Raw genomic sequence first — 16,548 nt, forward strand, 5'->3', positions numbered from 1 at the left:
GTCTGTTCCTTCAGCGCATAGGGGCGGGCAACATCCTTGCCCGATGACTCGTTGCAGCTTAGTCCTTGATCGCTGTTCGTCCAGCGCCCGTCGTCGCGCCGACCGGCCGCGCCAGCAAGCGTTTGGTCATGGCCAGCATGGCGACCGACACGGTAACGCCCAGCACAAAAGCGTTGAGCCCCATGTGCGGCAGCGCCAACGACAACACCAGGCAAAACGCCGCGAACGAATACATGCCCGTGGCCGTCGCTCGCAGCAACGCCGCCGTGAACGCCGGGCCTCGGGTTTGCTGGGAAAACACCGCCATCACGCTGCCCAATACCGGGAACACCGCGAGCAGGCCGCTCCAGCGCTCACCGACGGTGCTGGCCAGGAAGGTGACGATCAAGGTGAGCAGGGCGCCGGCAATCATCCGCAGGATCAGTTTGTCGGACTTGGGTGCCGGGCCGCTGGTCAAGGGCTTCACGGTCGGGAACAGGTACGGTGCGGCGAGCAGCGCGGTCGCGGCGGCGCACACGGAGAACAGCAGGGACGCAGGGATCAGCGCCAGAACCATCGCCACCCCCGTCCAGACTAACAGTGAAACCGTCAACGCCAACGGCCATTCGGTCCGCTGGGCGACTTGGGCATAGGTCACGCAGAAGGCAATCATCGCGAACATCGCCGACAACGCCGCCGTGGCCGATTGTGCGGCGAACGCTTCACCTTGTTCGAGGGCGAGGAACAGCAGAATGGGCCCGACCACCACCGGCAATCCCGACAGCCAACCGGCCACGCTTGGCCCCCAGCGTTTACCGGCCAGTGAAATCAGCAGCAGAAATCCCGGGATCACCAGCAGTTTGAGGATCAACACGCGCACATCTCCGATCAGGGTGAGGTGGCAACGGTAACATTGCATGCAGTAGATTGCGCTACGGATATGGTGATTTTGTATACAAAAATAAGAGCACCGAAAATTGTACGAAACCCGCTTTTACACATACGTTTTATCAAGGCATTCCTCGAGGGGGGCGAACTCAGCATGAACCGCCAACGCTCATCACTGCGCCATGGTCTTTGGCTGCTGGCACTGCTCGGTTGCCAGGCGCTGGCTAATTGGCAGGAGGCGTTACCCGGTGCGCAGCTCATTGGCAGCGGCGAGTTTCGCAAGTACGGTTTTGACGTCTACAGTGCGCGGCTCTGGAGCGTGGAGCGACCGTTCTCCAGTGATAAGCCGTTCGCCCTGGAGCTGATTTACCAGCGCTCGATCTCCCGCGAGCAGTTGGTGCAAGCGACCGTCAAGGAAATCAAGCGAGTCTGCGGCGATACGGTCAGTGCCGAGCAGTTGGCGGCGTGGCAGGCACTGATGCAGCAGTCGTTCATCGATGTGCAGCCCGGCACGCGATTGACCGGCGTCTATCTGCCAGGGCAGGGCGCGCGTTTTTTTGTCGGTCAGCAATTGTTGCGTGAAGTGAACGACCCGCAATTCGCCCGGGCGTTTTTCGCGATCTGGTTCGACCCGCACACGAGCAATCCCGAGTTGCGCCAGCAGTTGCTGGGCGTTGTCCCGTAAAGTTTGCGATGATCTGCGCGCGACCCCGCGCCTTACCACCTGTTGATGGATCATCGTGTGAAATTCAGTTTGCCGAAAACCGCTACTGCGCCGTTTTGCCCGCCAGAGGTGGCGGGCTCCGTCCCGGTCGACCCTCGTGCGTCATTCTTCAAACGTGTGTTGCGCTTTGCCGGCCCAGGCTTGCTGGTGTCCATCGGTTACATGGACCCCGGCAATTGGGCGACCGCCATCGAAGCCGGTTCGCGGTTTGGTTACAGCCTGTTGTTTGTGGTGCTGCTGGCGAGCCTGGCCGGGATGGCGGTGCAGTGTTTGTGTTCGCGGCTGGGCATTGCCACCGGGCGTGACCTGGCGCAGTTGTCCCGCGAGCGCTACAGCACCCGTACCGCGCGAACTCAATGGGTGTTGGCGGAAATCTCGATCATCGCCACCGACCTCGCTGAAGTGCTCGGCTGCGCGCTGGCGTTCCATCTGTTGCTGGGGTGTTCGCTGACGTTTGGCATCGCACTGACCGCGTTCGACACGCTGCTGGTGCTGGCCCTGCAAAACCGTGGCTTCCGTCGACTGGAAGCGATCATGCTGGTGCTGGTGAGCACCATCGGCGTGTGTTTTTTTGTCGAACTGTTGCTGATCAAACCCTACTGGCCGGAAGTCGCCCGAGGGTTCACACCGTCACTGTCCGCCATCAGCGAGGCCGCGCCGCTGTATTTGGCGATCGGTATTCTCGGGGCCACGGTGATGCCGCATAACCTGTATTTGCACACCTCCATCGTACAAACCCGGTTGATTGGCAAGCACCTGGCCAGCAAGCAGGATGCGGTGAAACTGGCGCGCATCGACACCATCGGCTCGCTGGCGTTGGCGTTGCTGGTCAACGCGGCGATCCTGATTCTCGCGGCGGCCGCATTCCACAAGACCGGGCATACCGATGTCGTGGACATTCAGGATGCCTATCACCTGCTGGACCCGCTGGTTGGCGGGGCGATGGCCAGTGTACTGTTCGGCGTGGCGTTGCTGGCGTCGGGGCAGAGTTCGACCTTTACCGGGACCATCGCCGGGCAGGTGATCATGGAAGGCTTTCTGAACCTGCGGATTCCGTGCTGGCAACGGCGCTCTGATCACCCGTGGGCTGGCGTTGATCCCGGCGTTCATCGGGGTCTGGCTGATGGGGGATGATGCGATCGGCAAGTTGCTGGTGTTGAGCCAGGTGGTATTGAGTCTGCAATTGCCGTTTGCGTTGTACCCGCTGATTCGCATGACCAGTGATCACAAATTGATGGGGCCGTTGGTGAATCGGTGGCCGACGCGGGTGTTGGTGTGGGGATTGTTTGCGGTGATCAGTGGGGCGAATAGCTGGTTGATCTTCCAGTTTCTGGCCTGACGCTGATCGTTCCCACGCTCTGCGTGGGAATACCTCAACGGACGCTCCGCGTTCGGCTCTGGATGGGACGCGGAGCGTCCCGGGCTGCATTCCCACGCAGAGCGTGGGAACGATCAGCGTGGATTATTTCTGGAATGCGCCTACCACAAAATCAATAAACACTCGGGTCTTGGCCGGCATCAGCGTTCGGCTCGGGTAATACAGCGAAATCGGCCCCGCGTCCGCGTGCCAGTGGGGCAGCAAGCGCACCAGTTCGCCGCGCTGGAGGTTGGCGATCACGTCCGGCAACACCAGCAGCGTCACACCCAGACCGAGTATCGCGGCTTCGCGCATGGCCGCCGGGTCATTGAGCACGATGTTTTCACTCAGATCCGCCGACGCTTCACGGCCCGCACCGTCCTGCATCACCCAATGACGAATCCGCCCGGTGCGGCTGCCGCGCATCACGATGCCGCTGTGCCTGGACAAGTCCGCCGGATGCGCGGGCTCCGGGTGCACGGCCAGATAGGCCGGGGAAGCAACCGCCACCACGTGCGCCGACGCCAACGTCCGCGACACCACACCGGGCGTCAATTCGAAGCCGCCACCGATGGCCGCGTCATAGCCTTCGGCAATCAGATCCACGGGGCGGTTTTCGAAGTGCCATTCCGGTCGGATCAATGGGTATTGCTCAAGGAATGCTGGCAACAGCGGCAAGATATGACCGATGCCAAAGGTCGGTGCGAGGCTGACTTTAAGCACCCCGGCGGGCTCACCCCGATCACTGTTCACCGCGCTGATTGCCGCCTGCAACGCCTCAAGATTGCCGCCGATGCTCGCCAGAAAACGCTCGCCGGCCTCGGTCAGTGAGAGCTTGCGGGTCGAGCGTTGGAACAGCCGCACACCGAGGTTGCGTTCAAGCATCGCCACGTTGCGGCTGACGGCTGCCGGTGTCAGGGCCAGCAATCGCGCGGCTGCCGAAAAACTGCCGGTTTCGGCGCTGCGGGCAAAGCACTCGAGGTTGGCAAGGGTTTCCATGTCGGTTGCCTGATAGCAATGCTTGAAGATGATTCAAGGCATTACCGGCTAATCACGCGCTAATGGCAAGGGCAGTATTCATCCCACCGTTAATCACTTGAGAGGAATACACCATGAGCACTATCGGAATCATTGGCGCTGGGGCCATCGGCGCAGCATTTGCCAGAGCCCTGTCGCGCAAAGGCATTGAAGTAGTTATCGCCAACAGTCGCGGGCCGCAAACCCTCGCGTCACTGGTGGCAGAGCTGGGGCCGACGGCGCGTGCCGGCACCCGTGAAGAAGCCGCCGCCCAACCCATCGTACTGGTGGCGGTGAACTGGTCGAAATTGCCAGCGGCGTTGGCGGGGCTGTCGGATTTCGGCGGGCGGATCGTGATCGATGCCAACAACTCGATTGAGGCGCCATCGTTCAAGGCTGTGGACTTGCACGGACGCATGTCCAGCGAAGTGTTTGCCGAATGGGTACCGGGGGCGCGGGTGGTGAAGGCGTTCAATCACCTTCAGGCGCGGTTGCTTGAAAGCGACCCAGGCGCGGAGGGTGGTCGCAGAGTGCTGTTCATGTCGGGGGATGATGTCGAGGCCAAAGCCCGGGTGGCGGCGCTGATCGATCGGTTGGGATTCTTCGGCATCGATCTCGGGGCGTTGAGCATCGGTGCGCGGCTGGTGCAGTTTCCAGGCGGGCCGTTGCCAGCACTGAACCTGGTGAAATTCGCCTGAGCGCACGATCTGTAGCAGCTGGCGAAGCCTGCGTCCGGCTGCGAAGCAGTCGTAAAACCCGAGCACTCAGTCTTCCTGATGCACCGCATTGCCTGACTTTACGACTGCTTCGCAGCCGGACGCAGGCTTCGCCAGCTGCTACACAAGGTTATGTGCCAGCTGCTACAAGGTATGCGGTAGAACCCGGTGCGAGGTGAATCGCACCGGGGGTGTTACCAGACTGCGACGGATCTTCGTGGGTCCCCGCGCAGTCTGTTGAACGCTTTACGCTCGTTCGATTGCCAAGGCTACGCCCTGACCACCGCCGATGCACAAGGTGGCGAGGCCTTTCTTGGCGTCACGCTTGATCATTTCATGCAGCAAGGTCACCAGCACGCGGCAGCCCGATGCACCGATCGGGTGACCCAGCGCGATGGCGCCGCCGTTGACGTTGACTTTGTTCAAGTCCCATTCCAGGTCCTTGGCCACTGCCAGCGATTGAGCGGCGAACGCTTCGTTGGCTTCGATCAGGTCCAGTTGGTCGATGGACCAGCCGGCCTTGCTCAGGCAACGACGGGTGGCGGACACCGGGCCGATGCCCATGATCGCCGGGTCTACGCCAGCGTTGGCATAAGCGGCGATTTTCGCCAGCACCGGCAGGCCAAGGGCCTTGGCTTTGTCGGCGCTCATCAGGATCACGGCGGCAGCACCGTCGTTCAGCGACGAAGCGTTGCCAGCCGTCACCGAACCGTCCTTTTTGAACGCCGCTTTCAGTTTGCCCAGCGCCTCAGCGGTGGTGCCGGCGCGTGGCTGCTCGTCGGTGGCGAAGGACAGTGGGTCGCCCTTGCGCTGAGGAATCAGGATCGGCGTGATCTCATCGGCAAAACGCCCGGCTTCAATGGCTGCCGTGGCTTTTTGCTGGGAGGCGGCGGCAAAAGCGTCCTGCTGCTTGCGGGTCAGGTTGTACTTTTCAGCCAGGTTTTCAGCAGTGATGCCCATGTGGTAATCGTTGAACGCATCCCACAAGCCGTCGCTGATCATGGTGTCGACGATTTGCGCGTGACCCATGCGCAAGCCAGTGCGAGCGCCCGGCATCACGTAGTTGGACAGGCTCATGTTTTCCTGGCCGCCGGCAATGATCACCTCGGCATCGCCGCAGCGAATCGCCTGGGTCGCCAGGTGCAAGGCCTTGAGGCCCGAGCCGCAGACCTTGTTCAGGGTCATGGCCGGTACGGTGAACGGCAGGCCGGCCTTGATCGCGGACTGGCGCGCAGGGTTTTGCCCGGCACCGGCGGTCAGGACCTGGCCCATGATCACTTCATCGACTTCCGCCGGGTTCAGGCCGGTTTGCGCCAGCAACTGACGGATCACCGCCGCACCGAGGTCAACCGCGGACACGCCCGCCAGGGAACCCTGGAAGCTGCCGATGGCAGTGCGGGTGGCGGCAACAATTACGACGTCTTGCATGGAAGGATTCCTCACTGGGCAGCGAACTGCATTTCCGGGACGTGATCGGGAACAATCAGTTTACCCGCCGTCTTGGCAACGATCTCCTCGACGCTGACGCCCGGCGCACGTTCTTTGAGAATGAACGCGCCGTTTTCGATTTCCAGATACGCAAGGTCAGTCAGCACGCGCTTGATGCAACCGGCGCCGGTCAGCGGCAGGCTGCAATGGTCCAGCAGCTTGGACTCACCGTCCTTGGACGCGTGGGTCATGATGACGATGATGTTGTCTGCGCCGGCGACCAGGTCCATGGCGCCGCCCATGCCCTTGACCAGCTTGCCCGGGATCATCCACGAGGCAATGTTGCCTTGTACGTCTACTTCAAAGGCGCCCAGCACGGTCAGGTCGACATGGCCACCGCGGATCATTGCGAAGGACTCGGCCGACGAAAAGATCGAAGCGCCGGTACGTGCGGTCACGGTTTGTTTGCCGGCGTTGATCATGTCGGCATCGATGGTTTCTTCAGTAGGGAAAGGACCCATGCCGAGCAAGCCGTTTTCCGACTGCAGCATGACTTCCATGCCTTCGGGGATGTAGTTGGCAACCAGGGTCGGGATGCCGATGCCCAGGTTCACGTAAAAGCCGTCCTGCATTTCGCGGGCGACGCGTTGAGCCATTTGTTCGCGGGAAAGTGCCATTGTTGTTATTCCTTCATTCGGTCCGGGGGCAGGGGATCACTTACGCACGGTGCGCTGTTCGATGCGCTTCTCGAACGTGCCGCAAATGACCCGGTCGACGTAGATGCCTGGGGTGTGGATCTGCGCCGGGTCCAGCTCGCCGGGTTCAACGATTTCTTCGACTTCAACCACGGTGATCTTGCCGGCGGTGGCGGCCAGCGGGTTGAAGTTCTGGGCGGTGTGGCGATAGATCACGTTACCGAAATGGTCGGCTTTCCAGCCTTTGACGATGGCGAAGTCGCCGGTGATGGATTCTTCCATCAGGTACTGGCGGCCATGGAATTCGCGCACTTCCTTGCCATCAGCGACCGGAGTGCCGACGCCAGTGGCGGTGAAGAAGGCCGGGATGCCGGCGCCGCCAGCGCGCATTTTTTCGGCGAGGGTGCCTTGCGGGGTCAGGACCACTTCGATGGCGCCGCTGAGCAGCTGCTCTTCGAACATCTTGTTCTCGCCCACGTACGAGGCCACAACTTTGCTGATCTGCCGGTCTTCCAGCAGCACGCCGAGGCCGAAACCGTCCACGCCGCAGTTGTTGGAAACCACCGTGAGGTCGCGAGTGCCTTTGCGCTTGATCTCGTTGATCAGGTTTTCCGGGATCCCGCACAGGCCGAAGCCGCCAGCGATCACGGTCATGCCGTCTTCAAGACCGGCCATGGCTTCCTCGTAGGAACTCACGCGCTTGTCGAAACCTGCCATATGCACCTCTTTTATTCTTTGTGGGCGGCTGGCTAGCCGTATGCGATGAAGTGTCGCGTCACTGCATTCATTTGTTAAGTTGATTTTTAAGGTTGATTGATAGATAAAACTCACTAATCAATCGCCCGTAATACGTTGGAGCCACCGGTCATGACAGTCAAGCAGATCCGCGCCTTCCTGGCTGTGGCCCAGAGTCTGAGTTTTGCCGTGGCGTGCGAGCGCTTGCACCTGTCGCAATCGGCGTTGAGCCTGACGATCAAGGCGCTGGAAGACGGGCTGGGCGGGCGCCTGTTCACCCGCAACACGCGCAACGTGGCGCTGACCGCCGAGGGCGAGGCGCTGGTGCCTCTGGCTCGCCGGTTGATCGCTGACTGGGACAACGCCGAGGATGAGCTGCGCCAACGCTTCACCCTGCAGCGTGGCCGCGTGACGCTGGCGGCCATGCCGTCGTTTGCCGGCAACCTGCTGCCGCCGATTCTCAAGACGTTCCGTGCGCGTTATCCGAAGGTCAACGTCACGGTCAATGACGTGATCAACGAGCAGGTGCTGGAAATGGTCCGCGACCGCCAAGTGGAGCTGGGCGTGGCGTTTGAGCCGACGCAGAGTTCGTCGCTGGCGTTCACGCCGTTGTACATGGACCGCTTCGTGGCCATCGTGCCCAAGGACTCGCCGCTGGTCGAACTCGATGCCATCGACTGGCAAACGCTGCTCAAGGAGCCGTTCATCACCTTGCAGCGACCCTCTACGGTGCGGGTGATGCTGGAAGAACATTTGCAGGCGCGGGGCATGAAATTGCCGGTGGAGTTTGAAAGTCATCAGTTGGCGACCGTCGGGCGGATGGTCGCCAGCGGCCTGGGCGTAAGCGCGGTACCGGCGTTGTGCGCCGGGCAGATGCAAGAGCTGGGCGCACACTGCATTACCTTGCGTGATCCGGTGGTGGAACGGGCGATTGGCGTGCTGACCAAGCCAGGGGTAGAACTGTCGGCGGCGGCGCAGGCGTTGTTCGACATCCTCAAAGAAGGACTCGGCCAAAGCATGCCCGCGCGGTGAACACGGGTCTGATGACCAACACAAATCTAATGTGGGAGCGGGCTTGCTCGCGAAGACGGTGTTGCAGGCAACATTAATGCTGAATGTACTGGCCTCTTCGCGAGCAAGCCCGCTCCCATAGGGGATTCGGGGCTTCAGTGATTAAGTGGTCAGGCGTTGAGCCAGCAGGGGCAGGAGCTGTTCGCACGAGCCCGCAATTTTCAGATCCAGAATGTCATCTGCCCGAGTCTTCCCCAGGTTCATCGCAATCAACGGTTTGCCTTGATCCGCCACCGCCCGACACAACCGAAATGCCGAATACGCCATCAACGACGACCCGACCACCAACAACCCCGCTGCCTTTTCAACCGCCGCCATGGCCTTGGCCGCCGTCGCCTGCGCCACGTTCTCGCCAAAAAACACCACATCCGGTTTCATTCGCTCGCCTGCGCAATGCGGGCAGTGCGGTACTTGAAACCGAGCCTCAAACGCGGCGTCCAGCAAAGTGTCGCCATCCGGCGCTAGTACCGCATCGACACCCGCCAGGTAGGGGTTCTGCGCCTCCATCAACCGTTGAATGGAATCGCGTTCGCTACGTTCGCCACAATCCAGGCACAGCACCCGGTGCAGGCTGCCATGCAGCTCAATCACATCGTGACTGCCGGCCTGGTCGTGCAAGGTGTCGACGTTCTGCGTGATCAGCCCACTGATGTGCTGCGCGCTTTGCAAACTGGCCAACGCCTCGTGCGCCACATTTGGCTGCGCCAGGCGTACGCGCGGCCAACCGAGCATCGCCCGGGCCCAGTAGCGTCGACGCGATTGCGGGGCCGAGAGAAACTCCTGATACATCATCGGTTGCCGGCCGCGTCGCACGCCCTGGTTATCGCGGTAGTCCGGAATGCCCGATGGGGTGCTGATGCCGGCGCCAGTGAGGACCACGAACGGCTGCTCGGCCATCATTTGGCGAAGCTGTTCGAGTTGTTCGCGCAGGAATCTGTCGAGCATGTTCAACACTCCGGAGAGAGCCATGAGTGCTTGCAGCGTAGCAGACCGGGCACCCGGACAGCTCGTCTGTCCGGGTGCGGATCGACGGCTATTTACGCGCCTCCAGAATCAGGTTGAACGGTGTTTCCGTCGCCCGCCGGAACGTCTTGAACCCGGCCTCGGTGAAGACCTTGCGCAAGCGCGCTTCACCGGCCTGGGCGCCGAGCCCGAGGCCGACTTCCTGGGACAGCGAATTGGGCGTGCAGATAAAGGTCGAGGCGGCGTAGAACAGGCGTCCCACGGGTGTGATGTTGTCGTCGAGGGAGTCATTGGCGAACGGCTCGACCAGCAACACCGTGCCGTCCGGTTTCAACGATTCATAGGCATGTTTGGCCGCGCCCACCGGGTCGCCCATGTCGTGCAGGCAGTCGAAGTAGCAGACCAGGTCATAGTCGTCGCCGGGATAACTCTTGGCCGTACCCTGGAAGAACCGGGCGCGTCCGGCCACGCCGCCTTCTTCGGCACGCTGGGTGGCGACAGTGACGGAGGGTGCGTGATAGTCGAAACCGACAAACCGCGAATCCGGAAACGCCTGGGCCATGATCACTGTCGAGGCGCCATGGCCACAGCCGATGTCCGCGACTTTCGCCCCAGCCTCCAGTTTCGCCACCACGCCCTCAAGGGCCGGCAACCATTCGCTGATCAGGTGCGCCTTGTAGCCGGGCCGGAAAAACCGCTCGGTGCCGCTGAACATGCACGGGTGGTGATCGCCCCAAGGCAGGCCGCCATCGCCGCGCATGGCCTTGACCAGTTTGTCCTTGTCATGGAAAAACGAGGCGACCACGCCGATACCGCCGGCCACATACACCGGCGAATCTTCGTTGGCCAACGCCAGGGCCTGTTCTTCGGGCAGGCGGAACTGGCCGTCGCGGTGTTCCATGTAGCCGGAGGCTGCGTGGGCGCTGAGCCATTCGCGCACCAGTCGGGGGGTTGCAGCCGGTTTTCCCGGCGAGTGTTTCAGGGCTGATGGGCTGGCTGTCGGCCATCGCCCGATACAGGCCGAGCTCCTCGCCGAGGATGACGTTGGCGAGCATCGCCGCGCCGCCCATGTCATTTACCAGTTTGCCCATGAAATCATTGAGTCTGGCCTCGTCCATCACGTGTGCTCCTTTGGCAGGATCACGGTCCAGAGGGCTTGTTTTTCGAGGCGTTCGGCTCTGGGCGGTGGTCGTGAGAATGAACAGGACGCCGATGCACGTCCTGGGTGAATTAAGTTTAGTTCGTGGACCGCGGGCTGCGGCCTGGAGCGACGAAAACCCGTTTCCCTGATCGACACAGAGCCACTGTGGGAGCGGGCTTGCTCGCGAAGGCGGTGTGTCAGTCACCCTATATATCGACTGGTATATCGCCTTCGCGAGCAAGCCCGCTCCCACAAGGGGATTTGTGTTCCCTCAGGGGATTTGCGGTGTGTATCGCACTGTATCTAAACCCGCACCCGATACAGTTTCTGCGACTGCCGGCCATTGCCGAACACAGCCCGGATACAAACCTGCGATGAACTGTACAAGCCATCCAGCGCCCGAACTCTGGTTCTGCCGAGGCATTCTCACTCCGTGAAGGGAACCCCCTGATGACTAAGCTTGTGTCTGAAACCAACCCCGTCAATCGCCTGCGCGTCGACCATTACACCCAAGGCATCATCGGCCCGAGCCAGCCCATGCTCGGGCCGTTGGCCGACGGTGGCACGCTGATCACCGGCACCCCGCCGGGCTGCTGGGGGCCGATGATCACGCCGGCGTTCGAAGGTGGCCACGAAGTCACGCAACCGGTGGCCATCGCCGGTGCCGAAGTCGGCGATGCGGTGGCGATCAAGATCAAAAGCATGCGCGTGACTTCTTTGGCGACGTCGTCCGGGGTCATGAGTTTTGTCGAGGGGCGCTACAACGGCGATCCGTTCGTCTCCAAATTCTGCTCCAGGTGCGGCACCGATCACCCGGCCAGCCACGTCGAAGGCATCGGTGAAGACTCGATTCGTTGCAACAACTGCGGCGCCGAAGTCAGCGCGTTTCGTTTCAGCCACGGTTACGTGATCGTGTTTGATGCGCAAAATCAGGTCAGCCTGACCGTCAATCAGGACGTTGCCAATCGACTGGCCGGCAACGCCTCCGAGATGTCGGCACTGCCGGAATTCGCCGCCCAGCACTCGATCCTGTCGCTGGCCCGCGCCGACATCCCCGGCGTCGCCGCGCACATGCGCCCGTTCCTCGGCAATATTGGCACCACGCCGTCCCGTGACTTGCCGGACTCGCACAACTGCGCCGATTTCGGCCAGTACCTGATCAACGCGCCACACCGTTTCGGCATGACCCGCGAAGAACTGCACGCGGCGAAGACCGACGGCCACATGGACACCAATTCGATCCGCGAAGGCTGCGTGCTGATCTGTCCGGTGAAAGTGCCGGGCGCCGGCGTGTACATGGGCGACATGCATGCCCAGCAGGGCAACGGCGAGATCGCCGGGCATGCCACCGATTGCTCCGGGGAAACCGAAGTGCAGGTGGAAGTGATCAAGCACCTGACGCTGGAAGGGCCGATTCTCCTGCAAAACCTTGACGACCTGCCGCCCATGGCGCGCCCGATGACAGCCGAACAGCGGCAGAAAGTCCGCGAACTGGGCGAACGCTGGGGGCAGCACGAGATCGAACACAGTGGCCCGATCACGTTCATCGGCAGCGGCGAGAACCTCAACGTCGCGGTCGAAAACGGTCTGAAGCGCGCCGCTTCGGTCACCGGCCTGCCGTATGACGAAGTGCTTAACCGCGCGACCATCACCGGCTCGATCGACATTAGCCGCTTGCCCGGCACCGTGCGCGTGACCTTCCTGTGCCCGATGACCGTGCTGGATCGCATCGGCATCGGCCACTTGGTGCGTGAAAAATACGACCTGGCATAACGCCCATCAGCGGGTCTGTACCCCAGTGTGTACAGACCCGTCGCTGATACATCCCATCCGATTTTCTGCCGCAACCGAACACAGCCCCGATACAGCGCTTCGATTAACTGTGATTCCGTTTCGGCAATCATTGAGATCGACACCATGCAGACCTCATCCACATCAACCAAGGCCACCGTCGGGCTTGGCCTGCGTCGCGGCCTGATGAAAGACCTTCAAGCCGCCCGCGTCGGCGATTTCGACTTCCTTGAAGTCGCGCCGGAAAACTGGATTGGCATCGGCGGTGCCCATGGCCATGCATTTCGCACCCTGGCCGAGCGATTTCCGTTGTCTTGTCACGGCTTGTCCCTGTCATTGGGTGGCCCGGCGCCACTGGATGTCGGGTTCCTGCAGGAAGTGCGGGTGTTCCTCGATCAATACAACGTGCCGCTGTACAGCGAACACCTGAGCTATTGCAGCGATGACGGTCACCTTTACGACTTGCTGCCGCTGCCCTTTACCGAAGAAGCCGTGCATCACGTGGCGGCGCGGATTCGCCAGGCTCAGGACATTCTTGGCCGGCGCCTGGCGGTGGAAAACGTTTCCTACTACGCCGCGCCACAGCAGGACATGGACGAAGTGGCATTCACCAACGCGGTGCTGCGCGAGGCCGATTGCGACCTGCTGCTGGACGTCAACAACGTGTACGTCAACTCGATCAATCACGGATTTGATCCGCATTCGTTTCTGGCCAGCATCGATTCAGGCCGGGTGGTGGCCATGCACGTGGCCGGGCACTTCGATGAGTCCGACACTTTGAAAATCGACACCCACGGAGCCTCGGTGAAACCGGCGGTCTGGTGGTTGCTGGCGCAGGCGTATGGCCGATTCGGCGCGCAACCGACACTGCTGGAGCGGGATTTCAACTTCCCGGCATTCTCTGAATTGGTCGCGGAGTTGCAGACCATTCGCCGCTTGCAAACCGAGGGGATTCACCATGGATAAGCCGAGCCTGTTCGAACAACAAACCACCCTGGGTCGCTACTTGCGCAATCCTGATCACTGCGCACCACCCGGCGAAATGAATGCCGCACGAGCCCAGGTGTATCGCGACCTGATTTTCGCCAACCTGTCGACGTTGCTCAGCGGGACATTTCCAGTGCTGATCAAAATTCTCGGTGATGAGCAGTGGCGCGCACTGGTACGGATATTCCTGCGGGACTACCGCGCGCGTACGCCGAAATTCGGCGAGATCGCCCAGGAGTTTGTCGAGTTTATTGCCGCTCAACCGCCAGCATTGAACGAGGGGGCATGGCCGCCGTTCATGGTCGAGCTGGCGCATTACGAGTGGGTCGAGATGGCATTGCAGCAGTCTGATGCCGAGCCCTTGCCGCCGAGTGATGTGGCGCTGATCCTGGAGCGGTCGTTGCAGGTTTCGTCCCTGGCGTGGCCGGTGGCGTATGCCTGGCCGGTGCAATTGGTGGGGCCGGATTTCCAACCTGAAACGCCACCGGCTCTGCCAACGTTGCTGCTGGTGCGCCGGGCCGAGGACTGGAGCGTGAAGTTTTCCGAGCTGAGCCCGTTGGCGTGGCGGTTACTGCAACGGATCGAGCAGTTACCCGAGCTGGAGGGGCGTGCTCAGTTGGAAGCATTGGCGGTCGAGGCCGGGGCGAGCGGATCGGCGGAGTTTATCGAGAGCGGCGCGGCGTTGCTGCGGCAGATGCATGGGGAAGGGGTGGTTGGCGTAACAGCCTGATCCACCACACCCCCAACAGACACCCTAAAACCCCTGTGGGAGCGAGCTTGCTCGCGATGGCGTCGGTACATCCAACATCGATGTTGCCTGATACACCGTCATCGCGAGCAAGCTCGCTCCCACAGGGGGGCCTGGATGTCTACGTCACGGAGAAGAAATAACGCGTCAGGTGAAAGAAGATCGGCGCCGCAAAACAGATTGAATCCATCCGGTCCAGCATGCCGCCATGCCCTTTGATCATGGTCCCCCAGTCTTTTGCACTGAGGCTGCGTTTGATCGCCGACATGACCAGCCCACCCAGAAACCCCATCACCACAATCACCAACGACATCAGCAGCGACTGCCAGAAACTGAAAGGCGTCATCCAGAACATGCAGCCACCGATCAGCGTTGCCGATAAGCCGCCACCCACCAGTCCTTCCACGGTTTTCGATGGACTCACCAGCGGCGCGACCTTGTGTTTGCCAAAGAGCTTGCCGAACACGTACTGCAACACGTCACTCAACTGAACGACAAACACGAGATAGAACAGCAGCAATGCGTTCTGTCCTTTGAAGCCTTCCAGATCCAGCAGCAACAGGGCCGGCGCGTGGCTGATGCAGTAGATGCAAATCATCACCCCCCACTGGATCTTGGCGGCACGCTCCAGAAAGCTGTCGGTGTCCTGACTCAGCACTGCAATCGCCGGCAGCAGCAGGAAGGCGTACACCGGAATCAGCAGTGTGAACAGCGAATACCAGTGCGTACCGATCAGCACGTATTGCAGCGGGATCAAAATGAAAAACGCTGAAAACAGTGCGTTATGGTCGCCGGGGCGTGTCGGCGTCAGGGTAATGAACTCCCTGAGCGCAAACAGTGAGATGAAGCCGAACAGGATGACCGTCGCATTCCCGCCCAGCAGGTAGGAGACGAAGAATATGATCACCATCCCCCACCAGGCATTCACTCGCTGATTGAGGTTTTCGATGGTCGAGATCGAGCCCTCGGTTTTCGCCCGCTTGGCCAGCACGTGGCCGATGATCGAAGCCACCGCCAGCAAGCAGGCGATGGCGCCAAAGAACCACAAGAATTTTTGTTCAAGCGTCATGCCGACAACCTCACGATGGCGTCACGCGCCCGTTGCAGAAACACCTGTTTTTCCTCATCGGCAACCCGTTGCATCGGGTCGCCGATACGGATCGTGCAGATGATGGGCAACGGCACGTGTTTGCCTTTGGGCATGGAGCGGTGCAGGTTTTCCAGGTAGATGGGCACCAGATCAACCTCGGGGAACGCCTCGGCGAGCCGGTACAGGCCGGATTTGAACTCTCCCGGTAATGCCTGGCTGGAACGCGTGCCTTCCGGAAAGATGATGATCGAATGTCCGGACCGCACCACATCGAAAATAGGCTCAAGCACGTTGGTGCCGGGTGTCGGGTTGCGCTCAATCAACACGGCATTCAAGCCTTTCTGCGAGATGTAGCGCAGGAAACGGTTCTTGCCCCAGTAGTCGGCGGCGGCCACCGGTTTCACATTGACCCGGGCTTCAGGGGCAGGGCGGCAATAATTGCCAGCGTGTCCATGTGGCTGGTGTGATTGGCAAAATAGATACGCTGGCGGGTCAGGTCGGGCGGGCTTTCCCAGCGGGCCGTAACACCGATCAGGAAACGCAGTACGGAAATCAGCGCATTACTGATCCACATGGAGATTCCCCTTTAGCTGACGCGAAATGGCCAAGGTTCGCGTGACGCAGGTTGCGGCGGATCCGACAGCAATGATCAGCAGCGCGATCAACAGCACGTAGTGAGTGCCATACACCGTTGTTTCGACTGCATTGAGCAACAGCCCGGCGGTCATCACCGCCATTCGATGCTGCTTGGCCATGGGGCCCATGAACGTCTGCTTGAGGCCCAGCGAACCGCCAAAGACGCGAACATACGCTGTCAGCGCCGCGGCCAACGCCGCGAACCATCCGAGGTCGACGTGCCCGATGGCATACCCGAGCCCGATGATCAGCAGGCTGTCGGCAATACGGTCGGGGAATTCGTTGTAGAGGCTGCCGATGTCGGACTTCTTGCCACCTTCGATGGCCACCATGCCGTCGAACAGATTGCACAGCAGGCGTAGTTGAATGCCGACGGCGCAGAGGAGTGAACCAATGAGGCCGTTATCAATATTTAGCGCCAGCGCCCCGGCGAGTGCGAAGGCGATGCTGGCGACGGAAATCTGATTGGGGGAAATGTCGCGTTTCACCAGCCGGTCGGTGATACGTTTCGCCCAACCCGCCGAGCGCGTCTTGATGGGCCTTCTGTTGTCATCCATTTGCCAATGTCCATATTAGTGATGA

Annotated in this window: 16 protein-coding genes and 2 pseudogenes; 7 read left to right on the forward strand and 11 right to left on the reverse strand. The window is 61.0% G+C overall.

Annotated elements, in window-relative coordinates; genetic code table 11:
* Positions 1 to 58: 58 nt before the first annotated feature.
* Entirely contained in the window at positions 59 to 853 is a 795-nt protein-coding gene (locus AB4N76_RS26400; RefSeq protein ID WP_460164642.1) for a hypothetical protein, read from the reverse strand.
* A gap of 168 nt (positions 854 to 1,021) precedes the next feature.
* Between AB4N76_RS26400 and AB4N76_RS26405 the strand changes: the two genes are divergently transcribed.
* Positions 1,022 to 1,552, forward strand: coding sequence for a chalcone isomerase family protein (locus AB4N76_RS26405; protein ID WP_046027780.1), 531 nt, complete (start codon positions 1,022 to 1,024; stop codon positions 1,550 to 1,552).
* Between the two features lie 57 nt (positions 1,553 to 1,609).
* Positions 1,610 to 2,930, forward strand: a pseudogene (locus tag AB4N76_RS26410) (Nramp family divalent metal transporter).
* A gap of 123 nt (positions 2,931 to 3,053) precedes the next feature.
* Here the strand turns inward: AB4N76_RS26410 and AB4N76_RS26415 are convergent.
* Entirely contained in the window at positions 3,054 to 3,947 is an 894-nt protein-coding gene (locus AB4N76_RS26415) for a LysR family transcriptional regulator (protein WP_046027777.1), read from the reverse strand.
* A 113-nt stretch (positions 3,948 to 4,060) separates the two neighbouring features.
* Between AB4N76_RS26415 and AB4N76_RS26420 the strand changes: the two genes are divergently transcribed.
* On the forward strand, positions 4,061 to 4,663 hold the full coding sequence (locus AB4N76_RS26420; protein WP_077430350.1) for an NADPH-dependent F420 reductase: 603 nt from the start codon (positions 4,061 to 4,063) through the stop codon (positions 4,661 to 4,663).
* A 264-nt stretch (positions 4,664 to 4,927) separates the two neighbouring features.
* Here the strand turns inward: AB4N76_RS26420 and AB4N76_RS26425 are convergent, their stop codons facing one another.
* Genes AB4N76_RS26425 through AB4N76_RS26435 form a run of 3 tightly spaced genes read right to left on the reverse strand, consistent with a single transcriptional unit; the run spans position 4,928 to position 7,521 of the window.
* Entirely contained in the window at positions 4,928 to 6,109 is a 1,182-nt protein-coding gene (locus AB4N76_RS26425; RefSeq protein WP_460163755.1) for an acetyl-CoA C-acetyltransferase, read from the reverse strand.
* An 11-nt stretch (positions 6,110 to 6,120) separates the two neighbouring features.
* Positions 6,121 to 6,786 carry a CoA transferase subunit B gene (locus tag AB4N76_RS26430; protein ID WP_046027772.1) on the reverse strand — a complete coding sequence of 222 codons (666 nt, stop codon included), beginning with the start codon at positions 6,784 to 6,786 and terminating at the stop codon, positions 6,121 to 6,123.
* Between the two features lie 36 nt (positions 6,787 to 6,822).
* Positions 6,823 to 7,521 carry a CoA transferase subunit A gene (locus AB4N76_RS26435; protein WP_046027771.1) on the reverse strand — a complete coding sequence of 233 codons (699 nt, stop codon included), beginning with the start codon at positions 7,519 to 7,521 and terminating at the stop codon, positions 6,823 to 6,825.
* Positions 7,522 to 7,671: 150 nt separating this feature from the next.
* Between AB4N76_RS26435 and AB4N76_RS26440 the strand changes: the two genes are divergently transcribed.
* Entirely contained in the window at positions 7,672 to 8,571 is a 900-nt protein-coding gene (locus AB4N76_RS26440; RefSeq protein ID WP_077430349.1) for a LysR family transcriptional regulator, read from the forward strand.
* A gap of 141 nt (positions 8,572 to 8,712) precedes the next feature.
* Here AB4N76_RS26440 and AB4N76_RS26445 read toward each other — a convergent pair whose 3' ends face one another.
* Together AB4N76_RS26445 and AB4N76_RS26450 are read right to left on the reverse strand one after the other, a co-directional pair.
* Positions 8,713 to 9,555, reverse strand: coding sequence for an NAD-dependent protein deacetylase (locus AB4N76_RS26445; RefSeq protein WP_460163756.1), 843 nt, complete (start codon positions 9,553 to 9,555; stop codon positions 8,713 to 8,715).
* Positions 9,556 to 9,643: 88 nt separating this feature from the next.
* A pseudogene (locus AB4N76_RS26450) lies at positions 9,644 to 10,691 on the reverse strand (class I SAM-dependent methyltransferase).
* A 473-nt stretch (positions 10,692 to 11,164) separates the two neighbouring features.
* On the opposite strand from AB4N76_RS26450, the gene AB4N76_RS26455 reads away from it, so the two are divergent.
* The 3 genes from AB4N76_RS26455 (at position 11,165) to AB4N76_RS26465 (ending at position 14,222) form a co-directional block, all read left to right on the forward strand.
* The gene (locus AB4N76_RS26455) at positions 11,165 to 12,487 is read left to right on the forward strand and encodes an acetamidase/formamidase family protein (protein ID WP_046027764.1); all 1,323 of its coding nucleotides are present in this window, start codon (positions 11,165 to 11,167) and stop codon (positions 12,485 to 12,487) included.
* Positions 12,488 to 12,631: 144 nt separating this feature from the next.
* Positions 12,632 to 13,471, forward strand: a complete 840-nt coding sequence (locus AB4N76_RS26460) for an HvfB family MNIO-type RiPP peptide maturase (protein WP_460163757.1) — start codon at positions 12,632 to 12,634, stop codon at positions 13,469 to 13,471.
* A complete protein-coding gene (locus AB4N76_RS26465) occupies positions 13,464 to 14,222 on the forward strand; it encodes an HvfC family RiPP maturation protein (protein ID WP_460163758.1) in 759 nt (252 codons plus the stop codon). The genes AB4N76_RS26460 and AB4N76_RS26465 overlap by 8 nt, the downstream gene beginning before the upstream one ends.
* Positions 14,223 to 14,361: 139 nt before the next feature.
* Here AB4N76_RS26465 and AB4N76_RS26470 read toward each other — a convergent pair whose 3' ends face one another.
* Genes AB4N76_RS26470 through AB4N76_RS26485 form a run of 4 tightly spaced genes read right to left on the reverse strand, consistent with a single transcriptional unit; the run spans position 14,362 to position 16,523 of the window.
* Positions 14,362 to 15,309 carry a phosphatidate cytidylyltransferase gene (locus AB4N76_RS26470; RefSeq protein ID WP_460163759.1) on the reverse strand — a complete coding sequence of 316 codons (948 nt, stop codon included), beginning with the start codon at positions 15,307 to 15,309 and terminating at the stop codon, positions 14,362 to 14,364.
* Positions 15,306 to 15,725: a lysophospholipid acyltransferase family protein gene (locus AB4N76_RS26475; protein WP_460163760.1), complete on the reverse strand. Its 420-nt coding sequence runs from the start codon at positions 15,723 to 15,725 to the stop codon at positions 15,306 to 15,308. Before AB4N76_RS26475 ends, AB4N76_RS26470 begins: the two co-directional genes overlap by 4 nt.
* Positions 15,726 to 15,730: 5 nt before the next feature.
* Complete coding sequence (locus AB4N76_RS26480) at positions 15,731 to 15,904, reverse strand: hypothetical protein (protein WP_460163761.1); 174 nt, start codon at positions 15,902 to 15,904, stop codon at positions 15,731 to 15,733.
* A complete protein-coding gene (locus AB4N76_RS26485) occupies positions 15,891 to 16,523 on the reverse strand; it encodes a CDP-alcohol phosphatidyltransferase family protein (protein WP_077430342.1) in 633 nt (210 codons plus the stop codon). Before AB4N76_RS26485 ends, AB4N76_RS26480 begins: the two co-directional genes overlap by 14 nt.
* Positions 16,524 to 16,548 lie beyond the last annotated feature (25 nt).

This window comes from Pseudomonas sp. S2_F03 (assembly GCF_054668335.1).